The 21,890-nt window shown below is 69.8% G+C and carries 16 protein-coding genes; 10 read left to right on the plus strand and 6 right to left on the minus strand.

Going from position 1 to position 21,890, the window contains the following annotated elements; translation table 11 throughout:
- Nucleotides 1-15 precede the first annotated feature (15 nt).
- Entirely contained in the window at nucleotides 16-1,080 is a 1,065-nt protein-coding gene (locus ACX9TP_RS19980; RefSeq protein ID WP_482981306.1) for a thioredoxin domain-containing protein, read from the minus strand.
- Between the two features lie 235 nt (nucleotides 1,081-1,315).
- The gene (locus ACX9TP_RS19985; RefSeq protein WP_482981307.1) at nucleotides 1,316-3,556 is read right to left on the minus strand and encodes an ATP-binding protein; all 2,241 of its coding nucleotides are present in this window, start codon (nucleotides 3,554-3,556) and stop codon (nucleotides 1,316-1,318) included.
- 107 nt (nucleotides 3,557-3,663) lie between these two features.
- On the opposite strand from ACX9TP_RS19985, the gene ACX9TP_RS19990 reads away from it, so the two are divergent.
- The 9 genes from ACX9TP_RS19990 to ACX9TP_RS20030 all read left to right on the plus strand — a co-directional run bounded on the left by ACX9TP_RS19990 (nucleotide 3,664) and on the right by ACX9TP_RS20030 (nucleotide 14,453).
- Nucleotides 3,664-6,069, plus strand: coding sequence for a transglycosylase SLT domain-containing protein (locus ACX9TP_RS19990; RefSeq protein ID WP_482981308.1), 2,406 nt, complete (start codon nucleotides 3,664-3,666; stop codon nucleotides 6,067-6,069).
- Between the two features lie 245 nt (nucleotides 6,070-6,314).
- Nucleotides 6,315-6,518: a cold-shock protein gene (locus tag ACX9TP_RS19995; protein WP_163989240.1), complete on the plus strand. Its 204-nt coding sequence runs from the start codon at nucleotides 6,315-6,317 to the stop codon at nucleotides 6,516-6,518.
- 132 nt (nucleotides 6,519-6,650) lie between these two features.
- Nucleotides 6,651-8,048 (plus strand): L-seryl-tRNA(Sec) selenium transferase, encoded by a 1,398-nt coding sequence (gene selA, locus ACX9TP_RS20000; protein ID WP_482981309.1) that lies wholly within the window; start codon nucleotides 6,651-6,653, stop codon nucleotides 8,046-8,048.
- The gene (locus tag ACX9TP_RS20005; RefSeq protein WP_482981310.1) at nucleotides 8,045-8,638 is read left to right on the plus strand and encodes an HNH endonuclease; all 594 of its coding nucleotides are present in this window, start codon (nucleotides 8,045-8,047) and stop codon (nucleotides 8,636-8,638) included. Before selA ends, ACX9TP_RS20005 begins: the two co-directional genes overlap by 4 nt.
- A 157-nt stretch (nucleotides 8,639-8,795) precedes the next feature.
- Nucleotides 8,796-10,490, plus strand: a complete 1,695-nt coding sequence (locus ACX9TP_RS20010; protein ID WP_482981311.1) for a hypothetical protein — start codon at nucleotides 8,796-8,798, stop codon at nucleotides 10,488-10,490.
- A 167-nt stretch (nucleotides 10,491-10,657) separates the two neighbouring features.
- Nucleotides 10,658-11,611, plus strand: a complete 954-nt coding sequence (locus tag ACX9TP_RS20015) for a P-loop NTPase (protein WP_482981312.1) — start codon at nucleotides 10,658-10,660, stop codon at nucleotides 11,609-11,611.
- Nucleotides 11,608-13,068: a helix-turn-helix domain-containing protein gene (locus tag ACX9TP_RS20020; RefSeq protein ID WP_482981313.1), complete on the plus strand. Its 1,461-nt coding sequence runs from the start codon at nucleotides 11,608-11,610 to the stop codon at nucleotides 13,066-13,068. The genes ACX9TP_RS20015 and ACX9TP_RS20020 overlap by 4 nt, the downstream gene beginning before the upstream one ends.
- A gap of 84 nt (nucleotides 13,069-13,152) precedes the next feature.
- On the plus strand, nucleotides 13,153-13,416 hold the full coding sequence (locus ACX9TP_RS20025; RefSeq protein ID WP_011553384.1) for a hypothetical protein: 264 nt from the start codon (nucleotides 13,153-13,155) through the stop codon (nucleotides 13,414-13,416).
- An 11-nt stretch (nucleotides 13,417-13,427) separates the two neighbouring features.
- Complete coding sequence (locus tag ACX9TP_RS20030; protein WP_482981314.1) at nucleotides 13,428-14,453, plus strand: RluA family pseudouridine synthase; 1,026 nt, start codon at nucleotides 13,428-13,430, stop codon at nucleotides 14,451-14,453.
- Here ACX9TP_RS20030 and ACX9TP_RS20035 read toward each other — a convergent pair.
- Both ACX9TP_RS20035 and ACX9TP_RS20040 read right to left on the minus strand, forming a co-directional pair.
- Nucleotides 14,434-15,744, minus strand: coding sequence for an HD-GYP domain-containing protein (locus ACX9TP_RS20035; protein ID WP_482981315.1), 1,311 nt, complete (start codon nucleotides 15,742-15,744; stop codon nucleotides 14,434-14,436). The genes ACX9TP_RS20030 and ACX9TP_RS20035 overlap by 20 nt on opposite strands.
- 5 nt (nucleotides 15,745-15,749) lie before the next feature.
- Complete coding sequence (locus ACX9TP_RS20040) at nucleotides 15,750-17,510, minus strand: HEAT repeat domain-containing protein (protein ID WP_482982202.1); 1,761 nt, start codon at nucleotides 17,508-17,510, stop codon at nucleotides 15,750-15,752.
- Nucleotides 17,511-17,697: 187 nt separating this feature from the next.
- On the opposite strand from ACX9TP_RS20040, the gene ACX9TP_RS20045 reads away from it, so the two are divergent.
- Complete coding sequence (locus ACX9TP_RS20045) at nucleotides 17,698-18,075, plus strand: hypothetical protein (RefSeq protein WP_482981316.1); 378 nt, start codon at nucleotides 17,698-17,700, stop codon at nucleotides 18,073-18,075.
- A gap of 100 nt (nucleotides 18,076-18,175) precedes the next feature.
- Here the strand turns inward: ACX9TP_RS20045 and ACX9TP_RS20050 are convergent, their stop codons facing one another.
- Together ACX9TP_RS20050 and ACX9TP_RS20055 are read right to left on the minus strand one after the other, a co-directional pair.
- Complete coding sequence (locus ACX9TP_RS20050; protein ID WP_482981317.1) at nucleotides 18,176-20,650, minus strand: OPT family oligopeptide transporter; 2,475 nt, start codon at nucleotides 20,648-20,650, stop codon at nucleotides 18,176-18,178.
- 147 nt (nucleotides 20,651-20,797) lie between these two features.
- The gene (locus tag ACX9TP_RS20055) at nucleotides 20,798-21,685 is read right to left on the minus strand and encodes an RNA polymerase factor sigma-32 (protein ID WP_267854168.1); all 888 of its coding nucleotides are present in this window, start codon (nucleotides 21,683-21,685) and stop codon (nucleotides 20,798-20,800) included.
- Nucleotides 21,686-21,890 lie beyond the last annotated feature (205 nt).

Below are 21,890 nucleotides of genomic sequence, written 5' to 3' on the forward strand. Positions count from 1 at the left end.
AGGGAAGGAAGGGACTCAGGGCTGGGGCGGGCCCGCGACAGCGGGGGCCTGCATTGCCGCGTCGATGCTCGCGCGCAGCGACTCCAGCGGGACGACGCCGTCGAAGCGGTCCTGGCCGACCAGCAGCGTCGGCTGCAACACCAGCCGGATTTCTCTCGCGGCCGCGCGGGCGGCCTGCAGGTGCGCGTCCGTCTCGGGGGACTTCACGCACTCGCGATAGGCACCCAGGTCCAGGCCGAGCCGGGTGGCCAGTGCCTCGCAGCCGGCGGTGCTCAGGTCGCTGGCGTGCGTCAGCAGGTCGGCCATGGGCTCGCCCTGGTTCTGAACCTGCGCGCAGCGGTAGGCGCGGGCGGAGCTCTCCGCCGCATCGCTGGCGGTGGGCAGCGCATGGCGGACCAGCCGCACGCGCTCACCCTGGTTCGCGAGCACCTGCTGCAGCACGGGGTGCTGCTCGCGGCAGTGCACGCAGGTGAAGTCCATGAACTCGATGATGGTGACGACGCCCGGCCGCTGCTGGGCCGCCGCGAGCGCCGGCAGCTGCTCCAGCCGCACCGGGGCGATGGGAGTCGTGGACCGCCAGCCGAACCAGCCCCCGATGCCCGCGAGCAGGGCCACCGCCAGCCCGGCCAGGCTCCACCGCGTGCGCGGGGGCGTGGCGGGCGCCGCCGTGGGCACCGCCCACACGGCCAGCGCGGTGAGCAGCGCCATGGTGTCGGTGACGATGCAGTAGACGCAGAAGGCGCCGCAGATCTGCTGCTGTGCGACGAGCAGCCCCGCGCCCACCAGCGCTCCCAGCACGCTCATCCCGCGCAGCACGCGCCACGCCCACGGGCGCGAGGAGAGCGACAGCGAGAAGAGGGTGAGGAAACCGACCGTGCCCACCAGCGGCCACAGCCCGGGGAAGACGCCTCCCACCCAGCACGTGCGTACCGTGTGACAACCTCCATTCGCCGGACAGCCACCCGCGGAGGGCGGCAGGAAATAGTTCGCGACGAGGAAGAAGCTGGCGACGAGACCCGTGAGCGCGGCGCCACGGGCGACGAGGACCGCGTGGTTCCGCCAAGGAGCGTTGGATGGCATAGGGGACTGAACGGATGTCTCCGTTCTCTTCTCTGAGTTTTGGGAGGCGTCTGGGACGCAAAACGCGGATCTAGCGCAACTTTCCGGCAGTTAACGACATATCGCCAAAAAGCATTATTTCCAGGGTGTTACGAAGGGCGAACGCTGGGGCGTGAATGCCTGTCTGCCGCTCCAGGAGTACGGAGAGGAGTGTCCGTTCCGGGGCGTATCCGACACAGGCTTCCGCAACGGGTGTTCAGCTCGCGCGCCGTCGCCGCTCGCGCTTGCGGCCCGGCTCCGGTGGCGGCGGCTTGGGCGCGTCGCGCAGCTCATCCGGCATGGGCAGGGACAGCGATGGCCGCGTGGCGGGAACGGGCGTTCCATCCGCGGGCACGGCCTCCGTGGCCTGCTCAGGGGGTAGGGCAGGAAGGCGGATGACGAAGGTGGTGCCCTCGTTGACCTTGCTCTGCACGGAGATGCTCCCTCCGTGGTTCTTCACGATGCGCTGGCAGATGGCCAGGCCCAGGCCGGTGCCCTTCTGCTTCGTCGTGAAGAAGGGCACGAAGATGTGCTGATGCTGGTCCGAGGGAATTCCCGGGCCCGTGTCGGACACCAGCACCTCCACGAACTCGCCGCCGGCGTTGCGAATCTCTCCGAAGCGCTCCGGCTTGTCCGTGCGCACGGTGATGCGCCCCTCGCGCGTGCCCAGCGCCTGCACCGCGTTCTGCACCAGGTTGATAAGCACCTGCTTGAGCTGCTCCGCGTCCCCGTCCACCCGGTGCAGCTGAAGGTCCAGCTCCACCGCCAGCGAGATGCTCGGCGGCACGTCGTTCTGCACGAGCCGCATCGTCCGCGTCACCACCTCGTTCAAATCAGTGGGCCCGAAGCTCTGCTTCATGGGCCGCGCGTAGTCGAGGAACGCCGTCACCACGCCGTTGAGGCGGTTCACCTCCTCGACGATGACGTCCAGGAACTCGCCGTCCTCGCCCCCCAGCCGCTTCGGGTCCAGGCACTGCGCCGCGCCCTTGATGGCCCCCAGCGGGTTGCGAATCTCGTGCGCGAGGCCCGCCGCCATCTCACCCAGCGCCGCCAGGCGGTCTCGCTCGCGAATCTTCTCGTACAGCTTCGAGTTCTCCAGCACCGTCGCCAGCCGCTCGGCCACTTCCAAAATCAGCGCAATCTCGTCGGACGCGTACGCCTCCGGCACCCGCTCGTCCCACAGGTTGAGGAAGCCGATGACGCGGTCATTGCCCATCAGCGGCACGGTGATGCCGGCCTTCACCTGCACCAGCGCCCCGCGCGTGTCGTTCAGCCGCTTGAGCTCGTCGCGGTAGCGCTTGCCCTCCACCGCCTGCAGCCGCATGGTGGACATGCGCCGCTCCACGTTCTCCCGCAGCACCGCCTTCTGCCCGCTCGCCGCCGCGAACAGCAGGCCGCGCGCCACCGCCGTGTCCAGGAAGGCCACCGGCGGCGGGCCCCGCGAGTCCAGCAGCCGGTACCCGGGCCGGTCCTCCGCCAGCAGGTACACCGACGCGTGCGTCACGCGGCCCGTCTCGTGGAGCGTGTCCAGCACCAGCCGCGCCAGCTCCGAGATTTCAATCACGTTCGTCATCCGCGCCCGCAGCGTGCCCAGCGAGTCGAGCAGCGCGAAGCGCTCGCGGAAGAAGATGCGCACCACCGTCTCCTCCACCTTGGCGCGCAGCGGATCCAACAGGATGAGGATGACGAAGGCCGCCACCACCGTGTTGAAGACGAACAGGCCCGTGTCCTCGTCCACCCACGCCGTCAGCACCGTGAAGACGGCCGCGAGGATGACGGCCAGCACCGTCTGCGAGGCAATCTTCCCCAGCAGCTCGTGCAAATCCATCAGCCGCAGCCGCAGCAGCGTCTGCGCGAGGAAGAACAGGTAGAGCGTGGAGAAGACCGGCCCCAGCGTGGGGAAGGGAATCCCGTAGCGCCCCAGGAAGTCGAGCGCCGAGAAGAGGATGGCCGCCCCCGCGCCGATGGCCAGGTACGCCAGTCGCAGCTGCTCGATGCGCGATTCCGTGGTCCGAACCCGGTGGACCAGCAACGAACCCGAGGTCAGCAGCGTCCCGCCCACCCAGATGCCGATGGCCACCCGGGCCCACTCCTTGTCGGCCAGGGGGGTGACGGCCACGGCGAGTCCCAGGACGGCGGACAGCACGGCGAGCCGCCGGCCGACCTGGTGTGTTCCCTTGCTGACGCCCAGGAACTCCAGGAAGAAGGCCACCGCGGCGCCCGGTACCAGGGAGGCCACGAGGACGGTGGCGCCCAGGGCGATGCGCGACGCCCAGGGGTAGTCGGCCGAGGGGAAGACGCTGTGAAAGAAGAGGGAGAGGTAATACCCGGCGACTGTCAGGGCGAAAACGGAATACAGCGTCAGGACGCGAGGTCGTCCGGGCCGCAACAACATGGACACGCCGAGCGCGAGCCCGATGATGGATGCAAGCAGAGCGCTCTGAGTCCGGATGTCCATGTGCAGGCGGACAGTCTAACCTGTGTCCACGTCCGGAAATTTTCCATGCACTCCCAGTTGTCCTGGGGCGTGCCCGCGCGCATCAACCAGGGTCCAAGCCCCCGCGTATGAAGCCCTATCTCTCCAAAGTCGCCGTCATCGCCTCCGCGCTGCTCATGTCCGCGCAGGCTCCCGCTCCCCAGGTGCCCGCGTCCGAAGGCCCCGGTGCCGAGGCCTCCGAGGCCCCCGCCCAGCGTCCGGACAGTGCGCCCCCGGAGGCCGCGCTGTCTCCACCGCCGGACTCGGAGAAGGCCCCCGCGCCCCTCGGCTATGTGGAGGTGCTCAACCCGGCCTTCCCCAACGCCGAGCCGCCCGCGCCCGTGGTGCACCGCGGCCGCCGCTATGGCCTGGAGGATTTGTCTCCGTACTTCGCGGACGGCAAGAAGAAGGAGGCCCGCGAGGCCTTCGACCGCGGCCAGTACACCCGCGCCCGCGAGCTGCTGAAGAACGAGGGTGACAGCGCCCCGGTGCGCTACCTGCGCGCCCTGGCCGCCGTGCGCGCCGGAGACGACGAGGCCGCTGCGGCCGAGTTCGCCGCGCTGGCGCCGGACTACCCCGCGCTCAAGGACCGCTGCCTCACCCACGGCGGCGTGGCGCTCGAGGGGCTGCGCCGCTTCGACGAGGCGGCGGCGCTGCTGACGCAGGTGCCTTCGGAGTCGAAGCTCTACGTGGACGCGCGGCTGGCGCTGTCGCGCGTGCTGCGCAAGAAGAAGGACGCCGCGGGCGCCATGGCCGCGCTGGAGCCGCTCACCACGCGGGCCGCGCCCAGCTGGGGCCGCAACGTGGGCGCCGAGGCGCTGATGGCCATCGCCGACATCGCCGCGGAGAAGAAGGACAAGGCCGCCGAGCGCACCGCGCTGTGGCGCCTGTGGGGCGCGTACCCGCTGTCCCCCCTGGCCAAGCAGGCCGAGAAGCGCCTCAAGGGGCAGAAGCCCCCCTTGGACGCGAAGGTGTCGCGAGGCGAGGCGCTGGTGGACCTGCACCGCAACAAGCAGGGCCTGGAGGTGCTGGAGCCGCTGCTCGGGCAGCTCCAGCTGCCTGACGCGCTCGCCTGCCGCGCGCACTTCATCTACGGCAAGGGCCAGCGCAAGGAGCGCCAGCACACGCGCGCCATCCAGGTGCTGACGCCGGTGGTGGAGCAGTGCCAGGAGAAGGACCTGCTGGCGCGCGCGCTGTACGTGCTCGGCTCGTCGCGCTCGATTGTGGACCAGGCGCGCGGCACGGAGACGTACGAGCGGCTGGCGCGGGAGTTCCCGGACCACACCTTCGCGGACGACGGGCTCTTCTACGCGGCGGACCTGTACGTGAAGACGGGCCGTCCCAAGGAGGCCATGGCCCGCCTGGACGAGCTGGCGCGCCTGTACCCGGCGGGGGACTTCCTCGGCGAGGCGCTCTTCAAGGCGTTCTGGATTGCGCGCACCAGCGGGGCGGAGGACTCCGGCCTGTCCTTCCTGGACCGCATCGAGGCGCAGTTCGCCCAGGCGGACGAGAGCTACGACGTGGAGCGCGCGCGGTACTGGCGCGCCCGGACGATGCAGGAGAAGGGCAACATCCAGGGCGCGGCGGAGCTGTTCGAGAAGCTCGCCGTGGAGCACCCGGCCACCTACTACGGGCTGATGGCGCGCTCGCAGCTGTCCACGGTGGACCCGGCGCGGCTGGAGAAGGTGTCCCCGGACATCTTCAAGGTGCCCGAGGCCGCCAGCCCCTGGCCGCTGTTCGCCGGCCCCATGGGCGAGGACCCGCACTTCAAGGCGGGCGTGGAGCTGTACCGCCTGGGCTTCGTCGACGCGGTGGCCACCGAGCTGCTCGCCGTCAACCGCGCCAACCAGCCCGCGGAGTCCATCCGCCTGCTGGTGCTGGTGCTGCACGAGGCCGGTGACGAGCGCTCCGCGCACGCGGTGGCGCGGCTGGCGCTGCGCAAGGACCTGAGCGGGAAGATCACGCCGCAGACGCGCGTGGTGTGGGAGGTGGCCTATCCCAACGCGTTCCGTGAGCTCATCGAGAAGCACACCGCGGACGCGGGCGTGGAGCCGGACCTGCTCCAGGCGCTGATGCGCGAGGAGAGCGCGTTGGACCCCAAGGCGCTGTCGTGGGCGGGCGCGCTCGGCCTCACGCAGCTCATGCCGTCCACGGCGAAGAGCGTGGCGCGCGAGCTGAAGCTCAAGCGCTTCACCGTGGACAGCCTGCTGCAGCCGGACCTCAACATCCGCCTGGGCGCGCACTACCTCGGCGGGTTGCTCAAGAGGTTCAACGGGCACACGCCGTACGCGGTGGGCAGCTACAACGCCGGCCCCGGCGCCGTGAATCGCTGGCGCTCGGACAAGCCGGATCTGCCGCTGGACGCGTGGGTGGAGGAGATCCCCATCTCCGAGACGCGCGGCTACATCAAGCGCGTGCTCCGCTCCTTCAACACCTACCAGCTGCTCTACGGCCGGGCCCCCAAGCTGCCCGTCCTCAAGAGCGCCGCGAAGTAGCCCCTCCCTTCCAGTCACGGCCGGTGTGGGTGGCCGATGACGCGGTGCGGGGAGGGAAAATCGTCCGGAATCATGCTCTGAAACAGCGTGTTATGTCCGGGTCCTGACAGAAAAGGGCACCTGGGACGGTGTAACCCCCTATGCAACCGCGTGGAAACGTGTCACACGGCGGGGGCCGCACCTGAACCAGGCGTGGCATCCAGCTCAATTCATGAGGCTGGAAGAGAAAGAAGAAGAGAAGAGTAATGGCGACTGGTACCGTGAAGTGGTTCAACGACGCGAAGGGCTTTGGGTTCATCACGCAGGACGGCGGGGGCGAGGACCTCTTCTGCCACCACACTGCGATCCAGACCCAGGGCTTCCGCTCCCTGCAGGAAGGGCAGAAGGTGGAGTTCGATGTGGCCCGCGGCCCCAAGGGGCTCCAGGCTCAGAACGTTCGCCCGCTCTGATGTCCCGCTGAACGCGCACTGACGCGTTCGGTACAAAGGCTCAGTCTCCCACGAGGAGACTGGGCCTTTTCCTTTTCCGGCCTCCTGCCGCGCCGATTGGCGCCCGCCCGCCGGCTCCCCTAGACTCCGTGTGTGGGCGCACCGTCGAACAGCGGGGATGGTGGGAAGAACGCGCTCCTGCGCGGGCTGCCCTCCATCGAGCAGCTGCTGCGCCGCCCGTCGCTGGAGCCACTGCTGGCGAAAGTTCCCCGGGCCCGGGCCGTGGCCGCGCTCCGGCTGGCGGTGGACCGCGTGCGCGCCCGGCTGCTCCAGGGCGAGGTGCGTCCCTTCGACGACGCCGACGTCCGCGACGCCCTGGCCACGCTGGCCACGCCCAACCTGCGGCCCGTGCTCAACGCCACCGGCGTGGTGCTGCACACCAACCTGGGGCGCGCGCCGCTGGCCCCGGAGGCCGTGGCGCGCGTGGCGTCCGTGTCACGCGGCTACTCCAACCTCGAGTACGACCTGGACGAGGGCGAGCGCGGCAGCCGCTACGCGCCCGTCATCAGCCTGTTGCGCGCGCTCACCGGCGCGGAGGACGCGCTCGTCGTCAACAACTGCGCGGGCGCGGCGCTGCTGGTGCTGGCGGCGCTGGCCTCCGGGCGCGAGTGCATCGTGTCGCGCGGCGAGCTGGTGGAGATTGGCGGCGGCTTCCGCGTGCCGGACGTCATGCGCCAGTCCGGCGCGAAGCTGGTGGAGGTGGGCACCACCAACCGCACCCGGCGCGCGGACTACGCGTCCGCGGTGGGGCCGGACACGGGGCTGCTGGTGAAGGTGCACCGCTCCAACTTCGCGATGGTGGGCTTCACCGAGGAAGTCGACGTGGCGGAGCTGGCGGCGCTGGGCCGTGAGCGCGGGGTGCCGGTGTTCCAGGACCTGGGCTCGGGCGCGCTGGTGCCGCTGGAAGGGGAGGGGCTCACGCAGGAGCCCACGGTGCCCCAGGCGGTGGCGGCGGGGGCGGACGTCATCGCCTTCTCCGGGGACAAGCTGCTGGGCGGACCGCAGGCGGGAATCGTGGTGGGACGCGCGGAGCTGCTCGCGCGCATCAAGGCCCACCCGCTCACCCGGGCGCTGCGCGTGGACAAGATGACGGTGGCCGCGCTGGAGGCCACCCTGGAGCTGTACCGGGACGGCAGGCCGCAAGCCGTCCCCACGTACAGGCTGCTTGCCCAGCGGCCGGAGGAGCTGCGCGCCCGCGCGCTGCGGCTCCAGGCCCTGCTGGCCGAGCGGGGCGTGAGTGCTCGGGTGGAGGGCGTGGTGGGACAGGTGGGCGGGGGCGCCATGCCGCTGGCCCGGTTGCCTTCCTTCGCCTGCATCCTCAACCTAGAGGCGCCGGAAACATTCCTCGACTGCCTGCGCAGCGGGGATGTCCCGGTTATTGGCAGGATCACGGACGGCGAGGGGGTCCTCGACGTCCGTTGTCTCGCGGAGGAGGAGCTCCAGGTGGTCGCCGACTCCGTCGCGGCCGCCCGTCCAGGGAACCCGCCATGATCAACAGCGCCGTCCTCGTCCTCAACCGGTACTACCAACCGGTGCATGTCACCTCGGTGAAGCGGGCGTTCTCGCTGCTGTACCAGGGCGTGGCGAAGGCCATCGACGCGCAGTACCGCCTCTACGAGTTCGACGACTGGGCCGCGCTGAGCGCCACGCAGGACTGCATCACCACCATCAACCGCACCATCCGCGTGCCTCGCGTGCTGGTGCTCAGCGCGTATGACCACCTGCCCCGCGGTCGGGTGCGCTTTTCGCGGCTGAACATCTACGCGCGCGACAACGACACCTGCCAGTACTGCGGAAAGAGCCTCCCGCGCAGCGACTTGAACCTGGACCACGTCATGCCGCGCTCACAGGGCGGGAAGACGACGTGGGAGAACGTCGTCTGCTCCTGTGTCCCCTGCAACCTGAAGAAGGGCGGACGCACACCCGAGCAGGCGGACATGAAGCTGCTCAAGAAGCCGGTGCGCCCGCGCTGGACGCCCCTGTTCCGCGGCGCCACGCGCAAGGTGACGTACCGGGAGTGGCTGCCCTTCCTGCACCTGGCGGATGCCTCGTACTGGAACGTCGAACTTCTGGACGAGTAGCGGAATCGCCGTCCACCAAGTGACGGCTCCCTGACGATTTCCCGTGGCCGCTCCCGGGGGAGCCCGGGTCCCTCCCGGCACGCGCGGGACTTCCGCGCACATGCACGCCCGGCCCGGACCGCGCCCCGCCGCACCGGGCACGGCAGGGAGTCTCTACATGAAAGCGAACCGCTGGCTGATGCTGGTGGGCATGGTGCTGGCCCTGGGAGTCGTCTCGGGGTGTGACGACGACAAGCCCCCCTCGGGGCCGCCGGGCACGACGGATGCCGGCTCCGAGGTGGACTCGGGCACGGACGGCGGAACGGACCTGCCGGATGGCGGCCCGGGCTCCACGTGCATCGACGTGGGCGCGGCCTGCAGCCAGGACACGGGCGCCGCGTGCTGTACGGGCGCCTGCACGGACGCGGGCACGTGTCCGGAGCCGAGCGAGCAGTGCACCCCGGCCGGCGAGTCCTGCTCCAGCGGCATCGAGTGCTGCACGCAGAGCTGCCTGGGCGGTAAGTGCTCCACGCAGCAGTGCCTGGACGTGGGCGGCACCTGCGCCAACGCGGAGGAGTGCTGCACCAAGATCTGCGGCGGTGACGGCAAGTGCGCGGCGCTGCCCGCGGGCACCACGTCCTGCAAGGTGCCGGGCCAGGCCTGCGGCGGGGACGCCGACTGCTGCTCCACCAACTGCCAGGCCGGCGTGTGCAAGCCGGCGTACTCGTGCCAGGCCAATGACGACCTCTGCCTGAAGAACGAGGACTGCTGCGGCGGCGTGTGCTCGCAGAACGGCACCGGCACTCCGGGCCGCTGCCTGGCGGTGGGCGGCGCGGGTGGTGGCAACTGCGTGCAGGACGGCAACCCGTGCACCGGCGGCAGCACCTGCTGCTCGCGCACCTGCGTGGACCTGGGCTACGGCGCCACGGTGTGCCAGCCGGTGGGCGGCTGCCGCCCCACGGGCAACTACTGCACCGAAGACGGCGTGTGCTGCGGCGGCGAGAAGCTCTCCAACGCGGTGGACTGCCGCGAGAGCCGCTGCGACAAGCCCAACGGCTGCAACCCGGTGGGCAACATCTGCGGCTCCGGCACGCTGCCCGACGGCGGCATCATCGACGTGAATGCGCGCGAGGCCTGCTGCGACGGCCAGAAGGCCGTGTGCAAGGTGGACTCCAGCGGCGTGCCGCGCTGCTTCGGCGGCTGCCCCAGCGGCCAGTGCCCCGCCGAGTGCCCCACGGGCTACACCGGAGAGGCGGGCTGCTGCATCTCCCAGGGCAGCACGTGCCAGTTCAGCGACCAGTGCTGCAACGGCAACCTCTGCCTGCCGGGCGCGGACGGCGGCGCCTTCACGTGCCAGCCGGCCCCCACGTGTGATCCGGTGGGCACGGTGTGCGACCCGTCGAACTCCGGCTGCTGCGCCGGGACGTCGTGCCGCGCCATCGACGAGTTGACGTTCGTCTGCCGTCCGACGGGCACCGCGCCCGGCGGCGGCGCCGATGGCGGCACGGGCGGGACGGATGCCGGCACGGGCGGTGTGGACGGCGGTCCCATCTGCTCGCCCAACGGGCAGGCGTGCACCAGCGGGGCCGGGTGCTGCTCGGGCATCTGCACCGGCAACGTCTGCCAGACGCCGCAGGTCTGCCAGCCGCAGGGAAGCCTCTGCACCTCGCCCTCGGACTGCTGCTCCGGGCTGGGCTGCCGCATCCCCGGAGGGAGCACCACCGGCACCTGCGAGGCCGGGGCTACCTGCTCGGCGGGCGGGCAGGCGTGTTCACCGAACAACCCCTGCTGCTTCGGCCTGCAGTGCGAGACGTCCGCAGGGGCCGCGTGCGACGGCAGCCAGGCGTGCACGTGCTCCGTGATCATCCGGTGATCGGCACCTGACGGACGCTTTCTGGCGGGGAGTCGACTCGGGCAGTAGGACGGGCTTTGATGGGAGCTCCATTGAAGCCCGTCCCACTGTCCTCCATGACCGAACCCTTGAGAGCGCCCCGGAGCGAAGCCCATGTCCCGGGCCCCGTCTCCAAGACACCGGGGCCGGTGGCCTCCGGACCCCCGGGGCTGTCCCGTCGTCCCCGTCCCCGGCGCATCATCGCCGTGGGCGGAGGCAAGGGCGGTATCGGCAAGTCCATGGTGTCCGCGAACCTGGGCGTCGCGCTCGCGCAATCCGGGCTCAACGTGCTGCTGGTGGACGCCGACCTGGGCGGAGCCAACCTGCACACGTGCCTGGGCGTGGGGCAGCCCACGGCCACGCTCTCGGACTTCCTGCGCAAGAACAAGGCGACGCTCGAAGAGGTCATCGTCCCCACGGGCGTGCCCCGGCTGTCGCTCATCGCCGGCGCGCAGGACGCGCTGGACGCCGCCAACCTCAAGTACGCACAGAAGCAGAAGCTGCTGAAGACGCTGATGGGCGCGTCGGCGGACTACCTCATCCTGGACCTGGGCGCGGGCACCAGCTTCAACACCATCGACTTCTTCATCATGGCGGACCACGGGCTGCTGGTGGTGCTGCCCGAGCCGACCTCGGTGGAGAACGCGTACCGCTTCGCCAAGGCGGCGTTCTTCCGGAGGCTCCAGCAGGTGGAGGCGCAGTACGGCATCCAGGACGTGGTGGAGAGCGCGCTCACGACGCGCGAGGGCTCGCTGCGCACGCTGCACGACGTGCTCGCGCAGGCGCGGCGCAAGGACCCCGCGGCCGCGGAGCGGCTGGAGCGCGAGCTGGCCGAGTTCCGCATCCGGCTGATCGTGAACCAGGCGCGCACGGACGCGGACCTCAACGTGGGGGTGGCGGTGGCCTCCGCGTGGAAGAAGTTCTTCGGCATCGAGATGGATGACCTCGGCGCCATCCGCTACGACGACGAGGCATGGCGCTCGGTGCGCAAGCGCCGCCCGGTCCTCATCGAACGGCCCGATTCCCCGGCCGCCACGGCCATCCAGCGCATCGCCGCGCGCCTTCTCGCACTCGACAGCAACCTCGACCCGTCTTCCCCATGAAGCCCTTCGAGAAGCAGACCTATTACGAGCTCCTGGAGGTTCCCGTCTCCGCTCCGGTGGATGACATCCGCGCGGCGTACTCGCGGCTGATGGAGCTGTATGCGCCGGACTCCATCGCCGTCTACGCGCTGGTCGACCCGGAGCAGGTGGACAGCCTCCGCGCCCGGATGACCGAGGCGATGGAGATCCTCACCGACGCGGACCTGCGCGCCGAGTACGACAAGGACCTGGGCCTTCCCACCCGGAGGATGGCGGAGGCCGTCACGGCGGGAGGCAGGCCGTCGCCCGAGGCCACGCCCGCGGCGGGCACGGTGGAGCGCGCCGCCGAGGCGCTCGCGAGCTCGGCGGCGGCGGAGGTGGACGCGGCGGGGGAGGGGGCCGGTACGGCCGCGCCCGTTGCGCGTGTGCAGGAGGAGGTGAAGCAGACCTCCACGGCCACGCCGCCGCCTTCGGAGGCCGCCACGAGCCCGGTGGAACCGGCGGACCTCCGCGCCACATTCTTCCGTGGGTTCTCCTTCGCGTACGTGTCCAGCTCGTTGCAGGACTCCCAGGTCCTCGGCAGCGCCGTGTACGTGCCCACGGTGGTGTCCGCGTCGGAGAAGGCGCCGGCATCGACGCGCGAGTCCGTGAGCGCCTCGAGTGTGTCCGCGGCCATCGCGCCGCCCAGGGCCTCGACGTCCGCCCCCGCGGCGGAGCCGGTGCAGGCGCCCGTGCCCACCGCGGTCATGGCCGCCACGGAACCCGTGCAGGCGCCCGTGGCGACAGCCTCCGCGCCGCCGGTGGCCGCCGTGGAACCGGTGCCCGCGTCCACGCCCTCCGTGGCCGCCGTGGAACCGGTGCCCACGCCCCGCGTGGCGCCCGCTGCCGCCGTGGCCGCCTCGGAACCCGCCCCCGAGGTCGCGCCCTCGCGAACCTCGCCCACCGCCCCCGAGAGCAGCGCGCTCGCCACCGTGCCCGGCCGTGGCGGGGCCACCTCCGCTCCCGCATCCCGGGCGGGCGTGCGCACGCCGTCCACCCGGACCGCCGCGGTCTCCCCGGCCTCCGAGCCCGGCCGGCCGGCACCGCGTCCGGGCCCCGGACGGCAGCTCGGCGACGCCCAGGTGCTCTCCCAGGACGCGGCCATCGCCACGGCGGAGGCGGCCCTGGCGCAGGTGGCCGCCCGCGTGCGCGAGCCGCGTCCCCGCACCCCGGACCTCCCGCCGGACGCCGAGTTCAACGGCGAACTGCTGCGCCGCGTGCGCGAGGCCCGCTCGTTCTCCCTCCAGCAGGTCGCCGACCGCACCCGCATCTCCAAGGCCCACCTGGAAAACGTGGAGGCCGACCGCTACAGCGCCCTCCCGCCCCCCGTGTACCTGCGCGGCATCCTCATGAACCTCGCCCGCGAGCTCGGGCTGGATCCGCTCCGGGTGTCCAGGAGCTATCTCGCCCTGGCTTCTGAGAAGTCAGGGAAGAAGTGACTCCCTCCCGGGCGCAGGGCCTCGCGGTACAGGGGTGCGATGAAAGTTGACTCGCCCCAGACCGGTGCCTAAGTAGGTAGGACGATGACGGACGAGGAAAAGGTCAAGGCGATGCGGCTCGCCCGTGCGATTGCCTCGGATATCTCGCTCTACAACGAGCAGAAGATCATCAAGGGCATCGAGCAGGACAACCTCTTCGAGGTCCTCAAGGAGGAACTGGAAGAGGGCCGCGAGCTCTACAAGAGCCGCGTCAGCCAGGAGATCTTCACGAAGATGAACTTCTTCGAGCGCGCCATCAACGACATCGTCCTGCGCTCCAAGGCGCACGTGAAGTCGAAGATCTGGTAGCCCCTCCGCACGTGGCAGCGCCCGACACGCGAGAGCACCGCGCCCCGCCCGAAGCACGCGGAGAGCGCGTGGACCAGTACCTCGCCCGGGCGTTTCCGGACCTCACCCGCTCCCGCATCCATGGCCTCATCGAGGCCGGGCATGTGCTCGCCGACGGCCAGCCCGCCAAGCCGGCGCGGCGGCTGCGAGGCGGGGAGCTGCTCAGCCTCCACGTCCCCGCGCCCGTGGCCGCCGTCCCGTTGGCGGAGGAGCTGCCGCTCGCCGTGCTGCACGAGGACAGGGACCTCGTGGTGGTGGACAAGGCGGCGGGCATGGTGGTGCACCCCGGCGCGGGGCATGCCTCCGGGACGCTCGTCAACGCGCTGCTCCACCGGGTGAAGGACCTGGCCGGCGTGGGCGGCGAATTGCGCCCGGGCATCGTCCACCGGCTGGACAAGGACACCACCGGCTGCCTCGTGGTGGCGAAGAACGAGCAGGCGCTGGTGGCCCTGCAGAAGTCCTTCAAGACGCGCGCGGTGGAGAAGACGTACCTGGCGCTCGTCCACGGCACGCCGCCCGCGGAGGGGCGCATCGAGACGCTCTACGGCCGCCACCCCGTCAATCGCCAGAAGTTCACCGGCAAGGTGCGGGAGGGCAAGCAGGCCATCACCGTCTACCGCGTGCTCGAGTCCTTCGACGGCGCCGCGCTGGTGGAGGTGGACCTGCTCACCGGCCGCACGCACCAGATTCGCGTGCACCTGTCCGAGTCCGGCCACCCGCTGCTGGGCGACGCCCTCTATGGCGCCGGCCGCAAGGCGAAGGGCAGGGCGGGGGAGGCGCAGGAGCGGCTGGGGCGTCAGGCGCTGCACGCGTGGCGGCTGGCCTTCGCCCACCCGCGCACGGGCAAGGCGCTGAACCTGGAGGCGCCCATCCCCGGGGACTTCACCGCCGCGCTGGAGTTGCTGCGCGGCACCCCGGCCGCGCCGGAAGCGAAGCGCAAGCCCGCGCCCGCCGCCCGGAAGAAGGCGGCGAAGCGGGCTACAGGCCGGACACGCTGAGCGTCTGCTGCCGCTTGGACAGCACCTTCACCGGCTGGATGGCCATGACGCGCATGAAGACCTCCAGCAGCTCCGGGTCGAACTTGTTGCGCATCTCCGTCCACATCAGCATCAGCGCCACCTCCGGGCCGTAGGCGTCCCGGTACGGGCGCTTGGACGTGAGCGCGTCGTACGCGTCGCAGATGGCGATGATCTTCGCGTACGCCCCGAGGTTCGTCTTCGGGATGATCATCTGGATGTTGCCGCGCGAGTCGCGCACCGCGGTGCCGAAGTCCGTCTTGTGCTCGAACGTCGTCACCACGCGCAGCAGCGTGGAGCGGCTGAAGCCCTTCTCCATGAGGATGTTGCGCACGGAGATGAGCGGCGCCTTCTGCACCGCCACCCGCTCGTCCGGAGACAGCGCGCCGCGCTTGGTGGACAGCTCCTCCGGCAGCGTCGCCATGCCCGCGTCGTGAAAGAGGGCGATGTAGCCCAGGTCTCTCAGCTGCGGCTTCGTCAGCCCCAGCTCCGCGCCGAAGACGATGCTCATCAGGCAGACGTTGACCTGGTGATACACGAGGTAGTCGTCCTCGCGCCGCATCGTCGTCATGCCCAGAAAGTGCGTCTTCTGCTCGTAGGAGATGTCCACGAAGTCCTGCACGAGCCGCAGCGCCTTGGAGGCGTTGATGGGCTTGCCGGCGCGCACGGACTCCAGGTACTTCGAGAGGAAGAACACCGCGCGGGCGTAGATGGTCATCGCGTACTTCTTGCGATCGACCTTCAGGTCGCCCGGGTTGTCCATGTCCTTGTTCAGCTTCTCCTTCAGCTTGGAGAACTTGGCCACCCGCATGTTGAGCAGCTTGCGGCCCGACAGCCCGTCCTCCTCCGTCGTGCCGGACTGCTCCTTGGCGAAGATCCAGACGAAGTTCTTCAGCTCCGGCACCGTCACCGGCTTGGTGAGCGTGAAGCCGCCCACGTCCTTGGCGCGCATCTCCGCCAGCAGGTAGCGCTGGTTCTCGATGGAGTTGAGGTCCACCTTCACCAGCATGCCGTTGAGGTAGAAGGACTCCTTGACGCCCGTCAGCTCCAGCCGGCCTTCCTTGCCGATGATCTGGTTGACGATGTCCTGGAGCTGGTGGAGCGGCTTCTGGAAGACGGCATTCTCCGGGTCATACATCTTCACCGAGCGCACCAGCATGTAGAGGCCGGCGACCATGGAGCGCGCGAGCGACTGGAGCTTCTCGTTGTGCTCGCGGCCGTACTCGTTGACGTTCTCGTCCTGGCTCTGATTGACCTTGAGATTCTCGGCCATGTGTCTCAAGCCTCCTCGGGGAGCGCCGAGTCCCCGAACAACGTCTTGCGCGTCTGGTACATCGCCTTGCGCGCGGCGGTGAGCACTTCCAGCGGCTGGCTCTTGTCCTCGACCACCGACTGCAACAGCTTGTAGCCCTGGATGGAGCACGCGCCGCCCAGGCCGTGGATGGCCAGCAGCTTGTCGTCCAGCACGCGCTTCCTGTTGAGCAGCGAGGGCTTCACCGACAGCAGCTGCTGCATCATCGACAGCGCCCCGGGCGTGCCCGTGGAGCCGATGGCCGTGTAGAAGGCCACGCGCTCGTCCGGCGTCTTCTTCTCGAACGCGGCATCCCGCACCACCCGCATCAGGTCCGCGTAGGCCTTGTCCCGGTCGAACTCCGGCAGGAGCTTCGCGGCCAGCATGCGCACCTGGGAGATGGGGTCCGCCATCGCGTCGACCATCATCTTCCGGGCCTCGCCGGTGCGGCCCTTGCCGATGATGTTGAGGACCTCCAGCTTCACCACCAGGTTGGGGCTCTTGAGCACCTGGGCGAACATCTTCAGGCGGTCCGGGTGGTTGCTCCTCTCCAGGATGTAGACCATGTCGCGCACCGTCTGCGGACGGTCCGACACCAGCCGCACCACGAAGGGGTCCGGCAACTCGCGCGCGTAGCCCGCCATCACATCGCACAGCAGCGCGCGGTTCTCCGGCACCTCGATGGTCTCCAGCACCGTGAGCAGCGGGACGATGGCGTCCTTGCCCAGCGCCTGCAGGTAGCGCGTCACGTCCGCCGGGTTCTTCGGGCGCGCCGTCTTCAGCGACTCGCCCAGGCGCATCAGGCGCTGCTCCTCGCCCATCTTGTGGAGGAAGTTGTCCAGCAGCCGTCCCAGGCCCTCGCCGCCGTCGCGCTGCGACAGCGCGCGCAGCTTGAGGACGATCTGGTTGATGGTGCTGAAGTCGTCCTGGATGAGGAGCATGTCCAGCAGCTGCACGAAGATCTCCTCGAGCAGCGTGGCGTCCTCGACGCCGCCTTCCACCACCTGGAACACGGCGCTGACCAGCTTGGGGAACAGCCGCGCGTTCTCCTCCTCACTCACCTCGCGCTGCAGCTTCGCCTTCAGCTCGTCGGACGCGTGGCGGCCGCCCACCACGAGGCCGCGAATCTGCTCCACGCCGTCCAGCTTGGAGTCCAGGTCCTCCGCGGACACGCGCGCGAAGCGCAGGTAGTCATCCGAGTTCGTCTGCAGCCGCGAGTAGAGGTAGCCCACCACCTTGTCCACCTCGACCTGGACCTCCTCCTCGGTGGCGGACTCCATGGAGAAGCCCTCCACCACCACGTACTCCACGTGCTCCATGCTCGCGCGCCACAGCTGCGCCAGCACGTCCTCCGCGCCGCGCTCCGGCTCGGACAGGGCGATGAGCGTGAAGGTGACCAGCTCCTCCACCAGCAGCCCCGGGCGGAAGATGAGCTGGCGGATGCCGTCCCGGAAGAACTTGTAGGGCAGCGGCGTGTCCTCGGAGAACAGCGCCTCCCCATGCAGCAGCAGGTTCTGCTGCTCCACCTTCAGCGACAGCGGGCCGAACTTCTCGTTGTACGCGTGGATGGACTCGAGCGCCTTGCCGAGGAACTCCGGGAAGCGCGACTCGTTGTGGCGATACATGCCAATCTGCTTGATGCCCTTGAGCAGGTGGAAGGCGAACGTCTTCGCCAGCTCCACCTTCTCCTTCGCCTCGGGAGTCAGCTCGGCGCTCGCGTCGGGTGCGGCTTTCTGGGGCTGGGCCATGGCCATGCGTCTGCAACTCTCCGCTCGGGCGGTATCCCGAGCCTACCCTGATTTCCGGCCGTTACCCAGGGAACGATCCGGTGGAAGTTCAAGGGTTTCGGGTGACATGTATGAAACAGCGCCCGGGATGACCGGGATTTCCTGGTGTGGTACGAGCCGAGCCATCCACCGAGGGAGTGTCAGGCGCATGAAGCGGATGCTGGCGTGCGGGGTGATACTGCTGTCGCTGACGGGATGCTTCCGGATGAGCGTGCGCTCCGGGGCGCCGCGCTCGGGAGACGTCGAGGAGCAGACGGGGGTCAGCCTGGCGTATGGCCTGACGATGTCCAACGTGGCGGCGGAGTGCCCGCGGGGCCTGTCGCGGGTGGATGTGTACTGGCCCGTCTGGGGACCCATCGTCTATTTCTTTACCTTCGGCATCGTCGCGCCGCTGCGTGCTGAATACGTGTGCGCCGAAGGCGGCGCGGCGCTGCCGGACTGGGAGTCGCAGTCGGAAGACGCTCCGTCCGGGGCCCAGGAGGCGCCGCTCCCCACGGGCGTGCCTCCGTCCCACCCGCCGCTGTGAGCGGCGCCTGAAATGAACGAGGCGGCGGGGATTGCTCCCACGCCGCCTCGATTCGTCTCATGCGCGGTGCCTCAGGCGGGCACCGCTGCCTGAATCAACGTCAGGCCTTCTTCGGCGGCGGCGGGGCCACCGCGGCGCTCTCCCCCTTGAGGGCGGAGCGCAGCAGGAAGAGGGTGAGGCCGGCGAAGAAGACCAGGCCCCAGACGTTGGACCAGACGGGGTGCGCCAGCTCGCTCTCGCCCACCGCGTTGAGGAAGCCGCCCAGGCCGCCCTGGTGGCCCAGCACGGCCGGCAGGTTGATGGCGCGCGTCAGGGCGCCGTCGGAGGCAATCTCCAGGATGGCGATGAGCACGCCGGCGATGGAGCCACCGGCGATGTAGCCGGAGGACAGCAGGGTGCCGGGGGAGAACTCGGACTCGGCCGCGCTGCCGCCGCGCACGCGGTCCACCACGTAGCGCACCATGCCGCCCACGAAGAGCGGTGCGCTGCTGCTGATGGGCAGGTACACGCCGACGGCGAAGGGCAGGGCGGACACGCCGCACAGCTCCAGCATCAGCGCGATGAACACGCCCAGCAGCACCAGGTCCCACGGCAGCCGCTGCGTGAGGATGCCGTCGATGATGAGCGCGAACAGCTGCGCCTTGGGCGCGGAGTAGCGCGTGAGCTGCTGGCCCTCGTACGTGCTGATGCGGCCGCCGATGCCCGGGTCCACCACGTACTGGATGGTGCCCGACTCGTCGACGAGGTACTTGCCCGCGGGCACCGGCGTGTCCGCGCCGCGCACGTGGCCTTCCTTGTACGTGCGCTGCACGGCCTGGCCCACGGCCCCCAGGTCCGACACCTTCACCTGCGCGTCATTGGCGAGGCTGAGCGTCACCGCGCCCACGTCCTGCGCGGACACCTCGCGCCAGCTGCGCAGCTCCGTCCTGCCGCCCTGCGTGTTCAGCTCGTAGCCCTGGGCCCAGAGGGCCTTGCGCAGCGCCGCCTCGTCCGCGCCGCGCGAGGCCAGCGCCTCGGGGGACGGCGTCCAGGGGAAGGCGTGCTGCACGCGCGACTCCTCCGTCAGGTCCGTCACCTGCACGCCCGGGTGCGGCTCGGGGATGGTGACGGTGGCGCCGCGGTTGAGCGTCACCAGCACCAGGCCGATGAACATCGCGCTCGTCAGCACGCCGACGAAGAGCGCCACCTGCTGCTTGCGGGGCGTGCCGCCCACCAGGAAGGCCGTCTTCAAGTCTTGCGCGGTGGTGCCGCCGTTGGAGGCGGCAATTCCGACGATGGCCGCCGTGGTGAGGGCCATGAAGCGGTCCTCGGAGGACGTCCACCCCAAGAGCAGGTACACGAGGCAGGTGACGAGCAGCGTGGCCACCACCATGCCGGAGATGGGGTTGGACGAGCTGCCAATCTCCCCCGTGATTCGCGCGCTCACCGTCACGAAGAAGAAGCCGAAGATGACGATGAGGATGGCGGAGATGAAGTTCACCTGCAGCGGCGGCGCCAGCCAGATGGCGAGGACGAGCAGCAGGCTGCCCACCAGCACCACGGTGATGGGCAGGTCCTGCTCGGTGCGCAGCAGCACCGGCGCGGAGCCCTGGTTGCGCGAGGCGCGCAGCGTGGCGACGCTGCGCTGGAAGGCGCCGATGATGGTGGGCATGGAGCGGATGAGGCTGATGAGGCCGCCCGTGGCCACCGCGCCCGCGCCGATGTAGAGCACGTACGCGTTGCGAATCTGGTCCGGAGACATGTCCCGGATGAGCTGCCCGTTGTGCACCAGCAGCGGCTCGTCCAACCCGCTTCCGAAGAAGGAGATGGCGGGGATGAGGATGAGGTAGCTCAGCACGCCACCGGCGAACGTAATCGCCGCCACGCGCGGACCGATGATGTAGCCCACGCCCAGCAACTCCGGGCTCACCTCGGTGGACAGCGTCGCGCTCTTCAGGCCCTTGAGGGGCGTGCTCAGCACCTCGCGGAACAGCTTCATGCCCGAGTACGCGAACTTGTAGATGCCGCCCACCACGAAGCCGATGATGACCGTGCGCGCGTTGGTGCCGCCCTGCTCGCCCACTATCAGCACGTCCGCGCTGGCCGTCCCTTCGGGGTAGGGCAGCCTGCCGTGCTCCTGCACGATGAGGCCCTGGCGCAGCGGAATCATCATCAGCACGCCGAGCACGCCGCCCAGCGCCGCGGTGAGGAAGGCGTGGGTGAGGCTGATGTCGTAGCCCAGCAGCAGGAGGGCGGGGAGCGCCGCCGCCACGCCGAAGGCGAGCGACTCGCCGGCGGAGCCCGCCGTCTGGACGATGGTGTTCTCCAGGATGCTGGAGTTGCCCAGGGCCCGGAAGATGGCGATGGAGAGCACCGCCACCGGGATGGAGGCGGACACCGTGAGGCCGACCTTGATGGCCAGGTACACGGACGAGGCGGCGAACACGATGCCCAGCACCGAGCCGAGGACCAGGCCTCGGAGGGTCATCTCCAGGGGCGACTTGTCGGGAGAGATGTAGGGCGTATGGGCGTGGGGCGCGTGCACCTCTGCGACAGGGACGCGGTCTTCGGCGACCGGCGGGTTACCGTGGGCCAAGCGTGAGGCTCCTTCACGAGGGGAAATCGCCGCCCCTTCTAGCAGGGAGCCAGGCCCTCGTCACACGGAGCGCTCAAACGACAAGCGCCTCCGCCCGGGTGGGGCGGAGGCGCTGGAAGACGGCCGACCTGCCGCGTCAGGCGCGGGCTACTGCTGCATGGCGGCGGCCTCGGGGTCGACCTCGGCCATGAGGGCGGCCAGCTCGGACTTCAGCTTGTCCTTGGCGCGAATCTCCAGCTGGCGGGCGCGCTCGCGGGAGAAGCCGAAGTGCTCGCCCAGCTCCTTGAGCGTCATCGGCCGCTCGTTCATGACGCGCTGCTCGATGATGAAGCGCTCGCGCGGGTCCAGCCGCATCAGCGCGGTGCGGACGCGGGCGTTGATGAGGCCCGCCTCCTCCTTGTCCGCGAACTCGTCGTCCTGCGGCGCGGCGGCGCTCACCACGAAGTCCACGTGGCTGTTGCCGCCGTCCTCGCCCATGGGCGCGTCGAGGGACAAGTCACGGCCGCCCATGCGCTGCTCCATCTCGCGCACCTCGCCGGGCTTCACGTGCAGGCGGCGGGCGATGTCATCCACGTTCACGATGGCGTCGCCGCTGCCGAACTTCTCCAGCTCGCGGCGCGTGCGGGCCAGACTGAAGAACAGCTTGCGCTGCGCCTGCGTGGTGCCGAGCTTCACCAGGCTCCAGCTCTTCAGGATGTAGTTCTGGATGTACGCGCGAATCCACCACACCGCGTAGGAGATGAGGCGGATGCCCTTGTCCGGGTCGAACTTCTGCACGGCCTTCATCAGGCCGATGTTCCCCTCCTGGATGAGGTCCGACATCTTGATGCCGTAGGAGCGGTACTCGTAGGCGACCTTCACGACGAAGCGCAGGTTGGACGTCACCAGGCGGTGGCCGGCGGCCAGGTCCCCCTTGATGAAGCGCCGCGCCAGCTCCTGCTCTTCCTCCACGGTGAGGAGGGAGTAGTGGTTGATCTCCGAGAGGTACATCGCCAGAGAACCGGAGTTGGACGACTGCTCGGTGGAAGCCTGCATGAGTGGTGTCTCCCGACGGGGGCCTCTCGCTTGGGAGGCCGAGAAAAATGTGTTCGGACCGCCTGACAACTTGACGAAGGCTGCCTTGAGCAACGGCGGTGCCAACTTGCTGCTGTGCGTCTTCCCCAGTGTCTGCGGGGGGTTGGCGATGCTTGGCCGCGTGTACAAGGCGGGAAACCTGTAACGGTTACATCGCGCCTGGAGG

Source organism: Pyxidicoccus sp. M15 (assembly GCF_056858435.1).